This is a genomic window from Microbacterium murale, assembly GCF_030815955.1.
Classification (GTDB): domain Bacteria; phylum Actinomycetota; class Actinomycetes; order Actinomycetales; family Microbacteriaceae; genus Microbacterium; species Microbacterium murale_A.
Window position 1 is genome coordinate 3,234,153 of record NZ_JAUSXK010000001.1, and the last position, 13,258, is coordinate 3,247,410.

A 13,258-nucleotide genomic window follows, 5' to 3' on the forward strand; every position below is an offset into this window, starting at 1 on the left:
TACCGTATGACGAAGAACTAGCACGTGCGAGGAGGTCCAGGTGATTCCGACCGATCTTGCCGGGGTCGAGCAGGAAGTCTCCACTGGGGCGCTCCCCGGCTGGGACCGCGTCGATGAGCTGGTGCACGAGGCCCACCGTCGTCACGCCGCCGATCAGTCGGGCATGGTCGCCGGCTACATCCCGATCCTCGGCGCTGCCGATCCTGCTCTGTTCGGACTTGCCGTGGTCGATGTGGCAGGCGGAGTCCACGATGCCGGTGATGCAACGCATCCGTTCTCCATCCAGTCGATCTCGAAGATGTTCGTCTACGCGCTCGCCATCCAGGAGCACGGCCATGAACGCGTGCGAGACATCGTCGGGGTGAACAACACCGGCCTGCCGTTCAACTCCGTGATGGCGCTCGAACTCAACGGCGGGCATCCCATGAATCCGATGGTCAACGCCGGAGCGATCGCCACCACCGCTCTGATGCCCGGTGCCACGTCGGCGGAGAAGTGGGAGCGCGTTCGCCGGGGGCTGTCCGCATTCGCCGGGCGGGAACTGACGCTTGACGAGGAGGTCTACCGCTCGGAGTCCGAGACGAATCAGCGCAACGAGGGCCTCGGCAGCCTTCTCAGCGGCTATGGCCGTCTGGAAGGCGACTCCGATGCGATCGTCGACATATACACGCGCCAGTGCGCCCTGAACGTCACGGCGCATGACCTCGCTGTGATGGGGGCGACGCTGGCCGATGGCGGTGTCAACCCGGTCACGGGGGAGCGTGTCGTCTCAGCCGATGTCTGCCGCGACACCCTTGCGGTCGTCGCGGCGTCCGGACTGTACGAGCGCTCTGGCGAGTGGCTCTTCGAGATCGGCATCCCGGCCAAGTCCGGTGTCTCCGGCGGGATCGTCGCGGTGTCGCCCGGAAAGGGCGCGGCAGGTGCGTTCTCGCCGCTGCTCGACAGTGCAGGCAACTCGGTCCGCTCCCAGCTTGCGATCGGCTACCTCTCGCGGGCGCTCGGACTCAACCTGTTCGCATCTGCGCCGCGCGTCAGCGTCGCAGAGGAAGGATGAACGTGAGCACCGCTGCATCGCAGAGAACCACACAGAAGACATCGTGGCTTCCCATGGTCTGCCTATTCCTCGCGCAGGTGCTGATGTCGTTCAACGTCGCAGCGCTCCCGATCTCGCTCGGCGGGATGGTGGAGGACTTCGGTGTGCCGCCCACCGTCGCGAGTTCCACGATCGTCGTCTACGGACTCTCGGTCGCCGCTCTCGTGATGACCGGCGCAAAGCTCGGGCAGCGCATCGGCTGGGTCCTGATCTTCCGCGTCGTCGTGGTGCTCTTCGCCGGCTCCGCACTGCTGATGATCTTCGCACCGACCGTCGAGTGGGCGATCGCAGGACAGGCGACGGCAGGCGCCGCAGCGGCGATCATCGTGCCTTCACTGGTGGCGCTCATCGCCGAGAACTACCGCGGTGCGCAACAGGCGACAGCGATCGGTGCGCTCGGTTCGGCGCGTGCGATCTCCGGAGTCAGCGCGTTCCTCATCGGCGGCACGCTCGGAACGCTCGTCGGATGGCGGCCGATCTTCTACGTGGTGCTCGCATTCGCCGTCGCCGTGTTCCTGCTGAGCTTCACGTTGCGCTCTGACCGCGGCAACGCATCGATCAAGATCGATCTGGTCGCCGCACTGCTGATCGGCGCCGGGATCGTGATGCTGACACTCGGCTTCAACAACCTCAACGGGTGGGGAGCCGTAGCCGCGACGGAGGCTGCGCCCTTCAGCGTGTTCGGCTTGTCTCCGGCGCCCGTGCTGATCGTGCTGGGCATCGTGTGCGGACAGTTCTTCTTCCTGTGGACCAGACGGCGGATGGCCGATGGCAGGGTGCCGCTGATCGACCTGAGCGTCGTCGACTCGCCGCGAGAGCGTGCAGCGGTCTACGCCATGTTCATCGTCGTCGCCCTCGAGGCGTGCGTGAACTTCTCGATTCCGCTGTACATCCAGATCGTGCAGGGCCGTACGCCGTTCGACACTTCGCTGGCGATGATGCCGTTCAACCTCACGGTGTTCATCACGGCGACCCTGGTGGTGCGCTTCTACAAGCGCTATCCGCCGCGGACCATCGGCGTGTTCGGCTTCATCCTGACCACGGTGGCGCTCATCTGGTTGTCGATCGTCGTGAACAACAACTGGGAGACGTTCCCGACGATCCTGGGTCTGTTCGTCTTCGGTGTCGGTCAGGGAGCATTGGTCACCCTTGTCTTCAACGTGCTCGTCACGGCCGCTCCGGCAGCGCTCGCCGGCGACGTCGGGTCGCTCCGCGGAACGACCCAGAACCTCGCAGGCGCGGTCGGGACCGCCGTGGCGGGAGCCCTGCTGGTGTCGCTGTTGGGGCTGGGCGTGGGTCGTGCAGTGATGGAACACCCTGAACTTCCGCCGTCCCTGGTCGCGCAGGTGAACATGGACAACATCAACTTCGTCAGCAACGACGAGCTGCGCTCTGTACTCGAAGACACGGATGCCACTCCGGACCAGGTAGAGGCGGCGGTGACGTTGAACGAGGAGGCTCGACTGGGCACGCTGCGGCTGGGGCTGCTCATCCTCGCAGGTGTCAGTGCGCTCGCGATCCTGCCGGCATCGCGGCTGCCGCGTTACCGGCCGGATGAGATCCCGGATCCCGCTCCGGTCGCCGCCGCCGAGTAGTGGCGGCGTCGAGCACTCAGCGCAGTTCGGAGATGAGTACCGCGCTCGTGCCGGATTCCAGCGCTTCGAACACGTGCGGTGCGTCGCCGGGGTACGAGAGATAGTCGCCGGGGGAGAGCTGCACCGGTGATCCTGCCGGCCCGATGCGCGCAGAGCCGGTCATGAGGATGACGTGCTCTGTCGTGCCGTTGTGATGCGGCATCGAACGTCGTGGCTCGCCGGGTTCGGCTCGGATCACGTAAAGGTCGCGTCGAGCGCCGGGCGGGCTCGCCGAGAGCAGCGTCGCACTGTACGGTGCGGCGGCCGAAGGCACACCATCGAGCTCGTCTGCGCGGATCAGCGTCGGCGCATTCGACGGCTGGTCCACCAGGACGGCGAACGGGATGCTGAGGGCATCGCCGAGGGCCCAGAGGGTTTCAACGCTGGGGTTGCCCGTGCCGTTCTCCAGTTGGGACACAGTGGCCTTGGAGATGCCGGCCTGCCGCGCCAACTCGGAGATGCTGATGCCTGCGGCTTCTCTCTCGCGACGCAGCGCCCGTCCGATGCGCGATCCCAACTCTTCCATGTGTTCATTATGTCAAACGCTCGTTCGCTTTGACTACCGGGCGGGGAGCGTTCACAATGGTCGTCAGGTGTTCACTGAAACGAACGGGAAGCAGTCATGTCACAGCGACGGGAAGTGTGGCGCGAGGGGCTCGGCGTCGCCATCGCGACGAGCGCGTACGGTGTCTCGTTCGGCGCGCTCGCCGTAGCATCCGGCTTGGACATCTGGCAGACCTGCGTGCTGAGCCTGCTCATGTTCACTGGCGGATCGCAGTTCGCGTTCATCGGAGTCTTCGGTGCCGGCGGGATCACTGCACTGCCCTCGGCCATCGCCTCCGCCGCGTTGCTGGGCGTGCGCAACCTCGCCTACGGCATGCGGATGTCACCCATCATCGGCAGCGGTTTCTGGCGACGCACCGCCGCCGCGCAGATCACGATCGATGAATCCACCGCAGTCGCGATCTCACAGCCCTCTCCGGCGCTCAGCCGACTGGGATTCTGGGTCACCGGGCTCGGCGTCTTCATCGGCTGGAACATCACGACCCTGGTCGGCGCAATGCTGGGCGATGTGCTGGGCGACCCCAAATCCTGGGGTCTGGATGCTGCGGCTGCCGCAGCCTTTCTCGCGCTGCTCTGGCCGAGGCTGAAACAACGGCAGGCGATCGCCGTCGGCGTCGCTGCCGCGGTCATCGCAGCATCCCTCACGCCCGTCATCATGCCGGGGTTGCCGGTGCTGCTGGCCGCTGTGGTCGCGATCGTCGTGGGCTGGTTCAACTGGCTCGGCCGCGACGAGAACCCATCAACCGGTGCAGCGACGGAGGCGAACGCATGAGTGTGTGGAGCGCGGTGCTGCTCGCCGCCTGCATCTGCGTCGCGTTGAAGGCGTTCGGCTACCTGATCCCCGCTCATCTGCTCGAGGCGCCGCGCCCCGCGCGGATCTCGGACCTGCTGACGGTCGCACTGCTCGCCGCGCTCGTCGCCGTCCAGACGCTCGGAAGCGGTCAGGCTGTCGTGGTCGACGCACGGATCCCGGCGGTGCTGGTTGCCGCGGGGCTGCTGTACCTGCGGCAGTCGTTCCTGGTGGTCGTGATCGCGGCCGCGGCGGTCGCGGCGCTCCTGCGCCTGTTCGGTTGGGCTGTCTGACTGCACCGGGCCGTGGAGCACAGCGCGTAAAGTGGGGGAGTGCCGAACTGGATCTCCCGAGGACTGTCCTGGCTTGCAGCCGCTCTCGTCGGTGTGGTTTACGGTACGGCGGGCACGATTGCCCACGGCCTCATGTGGGGTGTGTTCCCGCTCGGGCTGATCGTGGCAGGCATCGCCTGCGCCGCATTGCTCATCGCGGTGCGGGCGCTGACGCACGACCGTGGCGCGACGGTCGCCACCGCACTCGGGATGCTGGGCATGGTGATGATCATCTCGGGGCCGGGCCCTGGCGGCTCGATCATCGTGCCGAACACTCCGATCGGCCAGATCTGGATCTTCCTCGTCGCAGGCATCGCGCTGCTGGTCATCGCCTGGCCGAACCTGAAACGCCTGCCGAGACAGACCACAGCTGACGGGTCGTAGACTGGAGCAGTGACGTATGTGATCGCTCTTCCCTGCGTCGATGTCAAGGATCGTGCCTGCATCGACGAGTGCCCCGTTGACTGTATCTACGAGGGCGAGCGTTCGCTGTACATCCACCCCGACGAATGCGTCGACTGCGGTGCGTGCGAACCGGTCTGCCCGGTAGAGGCCATCTACTACGAGGACGACCTGCCCGAAGAGTGGCAGGACTACTACAAGGCGAACGTCGAGTTCTTCGATGAGGTCGGCTCGCCCGGCGGCGCGGCCAAGGTCGGCGTCATCAAATACGATCACCCGATCATCGCCGCTCTTCCCCCGCAGGGGGAGTAACGGCTGTGGGTGTCCACGATCTCGCCGACTATCCGTGGGATGCTGTCGTCCCCTACCGTGAGCGCGCGGCACGACATCCCGAAGGTCTCGTCGACCTCTCGATCGGGTCTCCGGTCGATCCGACGCCTGACATCATCCGGCAGGCGCTCGCCGACGCGACAGATGCGCACTCCTACCCGCAGACCGTCGGAACTCCGGCACTGCGCGAAGCGATCGTCGCCTGGTATGCGCGACGTCGCGGTGTGCCGGATCTGACGGTCGACAACGTGCTGCCGACGATCGGATCGAAGGAACTGGTCGCGCTCCTGCCGACGCTGCTCGGCCTCGGCGAGGGCGACATCGTCGTGTTCCCGCGCGTCGCTTATCCGACGTACGAGGTGGGCGCGCGCGTCGCCGGTGCGACGCCCGTCGCAGAAGACGATCCTGCCAAGTGGCCCGAGGGTGCACGGCTCATCTGGATCAATACTCCTGGCAACCCGGACGGCCGCACCTGGACCGTGGACGAGCTCTCCGTCGCTGTGCGTCGCGCCCGTGAACTGGGCGCCGTCCTCGCGAGCGATGAATGCTACGCCGAGCTCGGCTGGGACGGTCGATGGGCTGAGGAACCGGTGCCGTCCGTGCTCGATCCCCGTGTGACGGACGGTTCGCGCAAGAACCTGCTCAGCGTGTATTCGCTCAGCAAGCAGTCGAATCTCGCCGGCTACCGTGCCGCCTTCGTGGCCGGGTGCGCGCGCATCGTCGGCGATCTGCTCACAGCGCGCAAGCACCTGGGTCTGATGCCGCCCGCGCCGGTGCAGCAGGCCATGACGGTGGCACTCGGAGACGACGCGCACGTCGCCGCACAGAAGGAGCTCTACCGCGCCCGGCGCGATCTGCTTCGACCGGCGCTGGAGGCGGCAGGGTTCCGGATCGACGGCTCGGAAGCGGGCTTGTACCTCTGGTCGACCGAGGGGAAGGACGCCTGGGAGTCGATGGCGCGTCTCGCGGATCTTGGCATCCTGGCTGGGCCAGGTCCGTTCTACGGCGCTGACTCCGGCCAGCACGTGCGTCTGTCACTGACGGCGCCGCTCGAACGCGTCGACGCTGCGGCGCGACGGTTGCACGCCGCAGCGCTGTAGGTTCCCACGGTGACCGGCCGTCATCTCTTGGCGGATGTCACAGTAGGCCGATACGGCGACTAGGCTGTAAAGGCGATTCGGTCGAGATCCGACCAGGCGCTCAGCGCCATGCATCGCCCTCGACGAATCAGACCGACAGGTCGAGCAAGACGTACAAGGAGGACCGCGTGAGTGCAGCGGGAGATCAGCAGGCGAAAGCGACTCTCACGATCGGTGGAACCACTGCGGAATTCCCGGTACTTCGTGGCACGGCCGGCAATGACAGCATCGACTTCTCGACGCTGACCAGGCAGACCGGCTACACGGGCCTCGACTACGGCTTCGTGAACACGGCATCCACCAAGTCGAACATCACCTTCATCGACGGCGATCAGGGCATTCTGCGGTACCGCGGGTATCCGATCGAGCAGATCGCGAAGAACTGCAGTTACCTCGAGGTCGCCTGGCTGCTCATCTACGGAGAGCTTCCCTCGGCCGACGAGCTGGCGAACTTCGACGATCGCATCCGTCGTCACACCCTCCTGCACGAGGACCTCAAGCACTTCTTCTCGGCGCTGCCGCACACTGCGCACCCTATGTCGGTGCTCTCCTCCGCGGTCGCGGCTCTCTCGACGTACTACGAGGGCCAGACCGACCCGAACAACCCCGAGCACGTCGAGCTCAACATGGTCCGCATGCTCGCCAAGCTCCCGGTCATCGCGGCATACGCACACAAGAAGAGCGTCGGACAGGCCTTCCTCTACCCGGACAACTCGCTCAGCTTCGTCGACAACTTCCTCAAGCTGAACTTCGGCGTGAACTCCGAGCCGTATGAGATCAACCCGGTCATGTCGAAGGCGCTCGAGTTGCTGCTGATCCTGCACGAAGACCACGAGCAGAACGCCTCCACCTCGACCGTGCGGTTGGTCGGTTCGACCGGAGCGAATCAGTTCGCGTCGATCTCCGCCGGTATCCAGGCGCTCTCAGGGCCGCTGCACGGCGGCGCGAACGAGGCCGTTCTCACGATGCTCGGTCAGATCCGCGATTCGGGTCAGAGCGTCTCACGCTTCGTCGAAAGCGTGAAGAACAAAGAAGACGGCGTGAAGCTGATGGGCTTCGGACACCGGGTCTACAAGAACTACGACCCACGCGCGAAGCTCGTCAAGGAGGCAGCCGATGAGGTGCTCCGTGAGCTCGGCGTCACGGATCCGCTGCTCGATGTCGCCAAGGAACTGGAAGAGCTCGCGCTTGCGGACGACTACTTCAAGGAACGTCGCCTCTACCCGAACGTCGACTTCTACACCGGCGTGATCTACAAGGCAATGGGCTTCCCGACGCGGATGTTCACCGTGCTGTTCGCGATCGGCCGACTGCCGGGCTGGCTCGCGCAGTGGCGCGAGCTGAGCCTCGACACGCAGACCAAGATCGGCCGCCCGCAGCAGCTGTACACCGGGTCGCCGGAGCGCCAGTTCCCGACGCGCTGAGCGCGTCGTGCCTGTCGTCACTGCTGAAGTCTTCGTCCCGGTCGACATGGCGACGGCCTTCGCCGTTTCGCAGCTGACGGGCCCCGTCCGCAGACGCTGGGATCCCTTCATCAGCGACCAGCATTTTCTGGACGGTGCTGAGGCGCCGGCCAAGGGCGTGCGCACGTACACGCGCCAGCGAATGGGCTTCTCGATGATCAGCCACTACGTCTCCTACGCGCCGCCGACGAACGCGGGCATGGTGATGGACAGCGGCCCGTGGTTCTTCGAGAAGCTGGGTGGCGGCTGGCGTTACACGCCGTCAGAAGACGGCAGCGGGACCTACGCCGTGTGGAAGTACAACTTCACCTGCAGGCCGAGATGGCTGGCGCCGATCGCCGAGTGGATCGGCGTGCTCGTGCTCGGTCATGAGATCCGCAGCCGCATCTCCGGGTTCGCGCGCGGATGCGACGACCCGGTCGTGTTGGCCGCAGCACGAAGAGGATGACATCGCCCGCGTGAGGCGCTGCTGCCCTGCTCGGGCAGAGTAGCGTCCCTCGGCGGTGCCGGTGGCGTTGCCCGACGCGCTGATCCGGATGCGCGGAAGGCCCCGAGTCCTCTGCGGAGGAGTTCGGAGCCTTCTAGGTGTGCGGTGAGGTCGGTGCGGGGCTCAGCGGCCCTGGAATCCGCCGCCCTGTGCACGACGTGATCCACGCGTGTCGACACGCTGGCCGACCTGCAGGCCACGGGAGCGCTCGCCCTGGCCGGAGCGTCCGCCTTCGCCGGAGCCCTGAGCTGCGGACTGTCCCTGGCCCTGAGGGCGACGACGACGGGCAGGCGAGCCGGACGCAGGACCGCCGCGTTGCTGAGGCTGACGCGGCTTCCTCGGCTGCTGTTGCTGCTGCGGCTGCACAGGTGCCGGACGCACGTGCGCTGCACGCTCGCCGACGAGATCGTTCACGATGTTCGCATTGACATCTTCGAGGGCGGCAGCGATCTGCGCCTTGCGGAGGAGATCCTTCACATCGCGGCGCTGCTCGGGCAGCACGACGGTGACGACGGTGCCCGCGGCGCCTGCGCGCGCGGTACGTCCGGAGCGGTGCAGGTACGCCTTGTGCTCCATGGGCGGGTCGACGTGCACGACGAGGTCGACGTTGTCGACGTGCACGCCGCGTGCGGCGACGTCGGTGGCGACGAGTACGCGTACGCCGCCGTCAGCGGGATCGGACGAGAACGCGCTCAGGTTGCGCTCGCGCGCGTTCTGCGAGAGGTTGCCGTGCAGGTCGACAGCGGGGATGCCCGAGGCGGTGAGCTGCTTGGCGAGCTTCTTCGCCTGGTGCTTGGTGCGGGTGAAGAGGATACGGCGGCCGGTACCGGATGCGAGGTCGCGGACGAGGCCGGTCTTGTGCTCGGTGGAGGTCGTGACCAGCACGCGGTGCGTCATCTCGCCGACCGGCACACTGGCCTCATCGACCTCGTGGCTGATCGGGTTCGAGAGGAAGCGACGGGCGAGCGAATCGATGCCGCGGTCGAGCGTCGCGCTGAACAGCAGACGCTGGCCGCCGGCGGGCGTCGCCGTGAGAATGCGTGTGACGCCGGGGAGGAACCCGAGGTCGGCCATGTGGTCAGCCTCATCGAGGACGGCGACCTCGACGGAATCGAGGTGCACGACCTTCTGCTTCATGAGGTCTTCGAGCCGGCCAGGGCACGCGACGACGATGTCGACGCCGCTGCGCAGCGCCTGCTCCTGCGGACGCTGGCTGACGCCGCCGAACACGGTGGTGACGCGCAGGCCGACGGCTGCGGCGAGAGGTGCGACGACCGCGGCGATCTGCGTGGCCAGCTCGCGGGTAGGTGCGAGGATGAGGCCGCGCGGGTGGCCAGGGCGGCTCTTGCGGCCCGAATCCGTCAGGCGTGCGACGAGCGGGATGGCGAAGGCGATGGTCTTGCCGCTGCCGGTGCGGCCACGACCGAGCAGGTCTCGTCCTGCGAGTGAGTCGGGAAGCGTATCGCGCTGAATGGCGAATGCCTCGGTCTTGCCTTCGGCAGCAAGGACAGAGGCGAGGGGCGCAGGCACGCCGAGTTCGAGAAAGGTAGGCATAGAAGTACTCCGTGAGCACGCGTCAGCGCGCTTGATTCGTGTGGTGGGCGACCGCGCACAGGAAGTGCGCAGAGGTTCGCCGTTCGAAACGCCAACTGGTGGAGGAGCTGTTGAGCTCGCTACGGTCTTGACAGACCCCGTGACGACGACGCAGTTGCCTCAGATGGATCTGGACAACTGTTCAAGCATACCAGGGGTTGCATGCGTCAGGCTGCATGCGAGGCTCTCGTGTCGCGCGCCAGCATTTCGTTGGATTGTTAGTCCGCTCGTGTCTTCTCGCCAGCACGACGAAGGCGCCCCACCACCAGGCGGGGCACCTTCGTCAAAAGCCGATCACTCTGCGCTCGCAGTGGCAGCGGTTGTGGCCGGCTCCTTCTTCTTGTTCAACCCCAGCTCGTTGAGAAGCAGGTTGAGCACGAACGCGGCGATGCCTCCAGCGGCGATGCTGCTCGACAGCACTGGCTGCAGGAACTCAGGGAAGCCGTCGTAGAACGTCGGGACGCCAACCGGGATCATGGCGAACGCGAATGCGATTCCGACGATGAACATGTTGCGGGTAACTGCCGAGGTCAGCGGTTGCCAGCATCCTCACTCCCACGGCCGCGATGGTACCGAACATCACGACAGTGATGCCGCCGAGCACAGGCTTGGGGAGGCCCGCAGCGATCTGCCCCAGCGGTGCAATGAATCCGAACAGGATCAGGAAGACTCCCGCCAGCGCGACCACCCAGCGTGAGTACACCCTCGTCACCTGCGCCAGTCCGACGTTGTTCGCGAACGCGGTCAGCGAGAACGGCGATAGCAGCGCGCCGAGCGCTGTGCCGAACCCATCCGCAAGCAATGCCCGCGAGACCTGCTTCGGTCCCGTCTTGCGACCCACGATCTGGCCGATCGCGAGCACATCTCCGGTCGATTCGACGAGACACACGAACTGCACGATGAGGATCGGAATGATCGCGCCGAGGATGAACTCGGGCGGGCCGAACATGAGCGGCTGCGGCACCTGCATCAGAGGCACCTCGGCGGCGGAGGAGAAATCCACGCGACCCAAGAACGCGGCGATGACGGTGCCGATGACGAGTGCGATAAGGATCGACAGTTGCTTCCACAAACCCCGACCCATCCGGTCGATGATGAGCACCAGTGCGATGGCGATGATTGCCAGCACATAGCCGATCGGAGAGGCGAAATCGGGATCGTCCGCTTGCCCTGTGATCAGCCCCGCCGACTTCGGCATCAGCGAGATGCCGATGATCGCGATCACGGTGCCGGTGACGACCGGCGGGAAGAAGCGCAGCAGCTTCGCGAAGAACGGCGCCACGATAACCGTGACGACTCCGGCTATCATCGTCGCGCCGTACAGCGCGGGCAGGCCGTACGCTTCTCCGATCATGATTGCCGGGCCGATCGAGGTGAACGAGGCGCCCATCAGAAGCGGGTAGCGGACGCCCACCTTCCAGATGCCTACGGTCTGCAGGATCGTCGCGAACCCGGCTACGGTCAGGTTGGCGGCCACGAGGGCGGCGATCTCGGCGTTGGTCAGGCCCAGGGCGAGGCCAACGACGAGTGGGGTAGTGATCAGGCCGCCGTAGCAGATCAGCACGTGTTGCAGCGCGAATGGGATCATCCGGGCGACGGGTGGCAATTCGTCGACCTCGTCGACCTGCCTTCCGGATGCTGCCTTTGTCGATCTTGTCTTCCTCATGGTTCCTCCACATCGAGTCATTCGAAAGCGAGCGCGGATAGCGCGAGCGTGACCCTGGATCGGGTCGTCATGCGTTTCAGTTGTTAATGCCCACGGGTGCGGGGGAGGAACCGCGAGCTGGAAGGATCTGTGTCGGCACGAGACCGATGTCAAGGGGTGAGCACAGAGCCCGGTACGGCGGCGAGCGACGGGCGGCGCTCGATCAGGTGGTGTGCGGCCTCGTTCGCCTCAGCGATCACCCCGGCCTCATCCAGAGTGTGCACCACGCCATCGGAGAAGACGACCCGTCCGCCGACCATGGTCAGCACGACGTCCGAGCCGCGAGTCGAATACACGAGCGTCGAGATCGGGTCGTGCACTGGCTGCTGGTGCGCCCCGGAGAGGTCCACCGCCACGATGTCGGCGAGGAGCCCCACGGCTAGTTCGCCGACGTCGAACCCGGTGTAGTTGCCACCTTCGCGGGTGCCGAGCGCGAGCGACTCGTGGGCGCGGAGCGTGGTTGGATCGAGTGTGGCCAGGCGCTGGATGAAGATCGCCTGCTTCATGCACTCGAAAGGATCCTGACGGTGTCCGCAGCTGGGTCCGTCGGTACCGAGGCTGACCGGGATACCGCGTTCGAGCATTTTCCCAAGCCGGATGGATCCTGATGCGAGGTACGCGTTGGACGTCGGATTGTGCGCGACCGACGCCCCGGATGCGGCGATGGCGTCGAGCTCGGCGTCGTCGAGCCAGATCGCGTGCGCCAGGGTTGCCCGCTCGTCGAGCAAACCCTCTCTGGCGAGCCACAGCACCGGGCGGATGCCGTATTCCTCAAGGTAACTCTCCGGGTCCTTAGGCCCCTCGGAGCAATGCGTGTGCCAGCGTGTGCCGAGCTCGCGGGCGAGCTCTATCGATGCCGCCATCAGGTCTTGATCAAGGTAGCTGAGGTTCACCGGCCCTGGCCAGACCTCCACGCGGGACCCGGCCGGGTGCACTGCGGCGGCGTCCCGAGTGATCGCGATCTCGTCCTGGGTGTCATAGCGGTACAGCTGTTCGGGCTGTCCGCGGCGGACGCCGATCTTGCTTCGCCTGCCCAGGACGCCGCGAGCTACGGCGCCGCGGAGACCTACATCTTCGATTGCGGCGGCGACGGCGAGGGTCGTGTCGAGGTCAGTGGGTGCATAGTGATTGTCGATGACGGTGGTGATGCCGGAGCGCACGGCCTCTAGTGCGCCCAGTCGGGCGGCAGCTCGGGCATCCGCCGGCGTCATGGCGATCGCGTAGGGCCACATGAAGTTGCACAGCCACGGCCAGATCGACTGCCCCTCGCCGAGGCCCCGGGCCAGTGCCTGGAAGAGGTGGTTGTGGCCATCGACGAATCCGGGCATCAGCGCGGTCCCTGGCAGATCGATCACCTTCGCCGACTGCCAGCTGGAGAGTTCATCGCGGGTGCCGACCGCGGCGATACGGTCGCCCCGGATGGCCACGGCCGCATCGGTGATGATGCGGCGGTCCTGGCCGGACGTCACCAACCAGCTGGCTCGTATCAGCACATCGCACGGGTTCATCTCGGTCACGGATCGCTCCTTCGCGTCGCATGCAACATCGGTGTCACATTGCATGCAAAACTACACTCGAACGCGCGTGTGTCAAGGATCAGTTTGTCAGCTCCCTTCTCAATAGCGCCACAAGTGAGGCAAGTGACGCCAAGTATTTACATGTAATACTTGACGGATGATCGTTCCTGTAGTTAGATTCCGAGCACCGGACATCGCAGTCCGTCACT

14 protein-coding genes are annotated in these 13,258 nt (G+C 65.8%); 9 read left to right on the top strand and 5 right to left on the bottom strand.

The window, feature by feature from the left end:
• Positions 1-40: 40 nt before the first annotated feature.
• Both glsA and QFZ46_RS15645 read left to right on the top strand, forming a co-directional pair.
• Complete coding sequence (gene glsA, locus QFZ46_RS15640) at positions 41-1,054, top strand: glutaminase A (protein ID WP_307363131.1); 1,014 nt, start codon at positions 41-43, stop codon at positions 1,052-1,054.
• Positions 1,055-1,056: 2 nt separating this feature from the next.
• On the top strand, positions 1,057-2,688 hold the full coding sequence (locus QFZ46_RS15645; RefSeq protein WP_307363132.1) for an MFS transporter: 1,632 nt from the start codon (positions 1,057-1,059) through the stop codon (positions 2,686-2,688).
• Between the two features lie 16 nt (positions 2,689-2,704).
• Here the strand turns inward: QFZ46_RS15645 and QFZ46_RS15650 are convergent, their stop codons facing one another.
• Positions 2,705-3,253 (bottom strand): helix-turn-helix domain-containing protein, encoded by a 549-nt coding sequence (locus QFZ46_RS15650; protein ID WP_307363133.1) that lies wholly within the window; start codon positions 3,251-3,253, stop codon positions 2,705-2,707.
• Positions 3,254-3,349: 96 nt separating this feature from the next.
• Here QFZ46_RS15650 and QFZ46_RS15655 point away from each other — a divergent pair, with 96 nt between their 5' ends.
• The 7 genes from QFZ46_RS15655 (at position 3,350) to QFZ46_RS15685 (ending at position 8,195) form a co-directional block, all read left to right on the top strand.
• The gene (locus tag QFZ46_RS15655) at positions 3,350-4,063 is read left to right on the top strand and encodes an AzlC family ABC transporter permease (protein ID WP_307363134.1); all 714 of its coding nucleotides are present in this window, start codon (positions 3,350-3,352) and stop codon (positions 4,061-4,063) included.
• Positions 4,060-4,374, top strand: a complete 315-nt coding sequence (locus QFZ46_RS15660) for an AzlD domain-containing protein (RefSeq protein ID WP_307363135.1) — start codon at positions 4,060-4,062, stop codon at positions 4,372-4,374. Before QFZ46_RS15655 ends, QFZ46_RS15660 begins: the two co-directional genes overlap by 4 nt.
• A 39-nt stretch (positions 4,375-4,413) precedes the next feature.
• Entirely contained in the window at positions 4,414-4,797 is a 384-nt protein-coding gene (locus QFZ46_RS15665) for a DUF6113 family protein (protein ID WP_307363136.1), read from the top strand.
• A gap of 9 nt (positions 4,798-4,806) precedes the next feature.
• Positions 4,807-5,127 (top strand): ferredoxin, encoded by a 321-nt coding sequence (fdxA, locus tag QFZ46_RS15670; protein ID WP_307363137.1) that lies wholly within the window; start codon positions 4,807-4,809, stop codon positions 5,125-5,127.
• A gap of 5 nt (positions 5,128-5,132) precedes the next feature.
• Positions 5,133-6,245 carry a succinyldiaminopimelate transaminase gene (dapC, locus tag QFZ46_RS15675; RefSeq protein ID WP_307363138.1) on the top strand — a complete coding sequence of 371 codons (1,113 nt, stop codon included), beginning with the start codon at positions 5,133-5,135 and terminating at the stop codon, positions 6,243-6,245.
• Between the two features lie 167 nt (positions 6,246-6,412).
• Positions 6,413-7,708, top strand: a complete 1,296-nt coding sequence (locus QFZ46_RS15680; protein ID WP_307363139.1) for a citrate synthase — start codon at positions 6,413-6,415, stop codon at positions 7,706-7,708.
• Positions 7,709-7,715: 7 nt separating this feature from the next.
• Positions 7,716-8,195, top strand: a complete 480-nt coding sequence (locus QFZ46_RS15685; RefSeq protein ID WP_307363140.1) for an SRPBCC family protein — start codon at positions 7,716-7,718, stop codon at positions 8,193-8,195.
• 162 nt (positions 8,196-8,357) lie between these two features.
• On the opposite strand, the gene QFZ46_RS15690 is transcribed toward QFZ46_RS15685, so the two are convergent.
• The 4 genes from QFZ46_RS15690 to QFZ46_RS15705 form a co-directional block, all read right to left on the bottom strand.
• On the bottom strand, positions 8,358-9,788 hold the full coding sequence (locus QFZ46_RS15690; RefSeq protein WP_307363141.1) for a DEAD/DEAH box helicase: 1,431 nt from the start codon (positions 9,786-9,788) through the stop codon (positions 8,358-8,360).
• A 333-nt stretch (positions 9,789-10,121) separates the two neighbouring features.
• Positions 10,122-10,304 (bottom strand): hypothetical protein, encoded by a 183-nt coding sequence (locus tag QFZ46_RS15695; RefSeq protein ID WP_307363142.1) that lies wholly within the window; start codon positions 10,302-10,304, stop codon positions 10,122-10,124.
• Positions 10,261-11,493, bottom strand: a complete 1,233-nt coding sequence (locus QFZ46_RS15700) for a nucleobase:cation symporter-2 family protein (RefSeq protein ID WP_307363143.1) — start codon at positions 11,491-11,493, stop codon at positions 10,261-10,263. Before QFZ46_RS15700 ends, QFZ46_RS15695 begins: the two co-directional genes overlap by 44 nt.
• Before the next feature lie 149 nt (positions 11,494-11,642).
• Positions 11,643-13,040 carry an amidohydrolase family protein gene (locus QFZ46_RS15705; protein ID WP_307364632.1) on the bottom strand — a complete coding sequence of 466 codons (1,398 nt, stop codon included), beginning with the start codon at positions 13,038-13,040 and terminating at the stop codon, positions 11,643-11,645.
• Between the last annotated feature and the right edge of the window lie 218 nt (positions 13,041-13,258).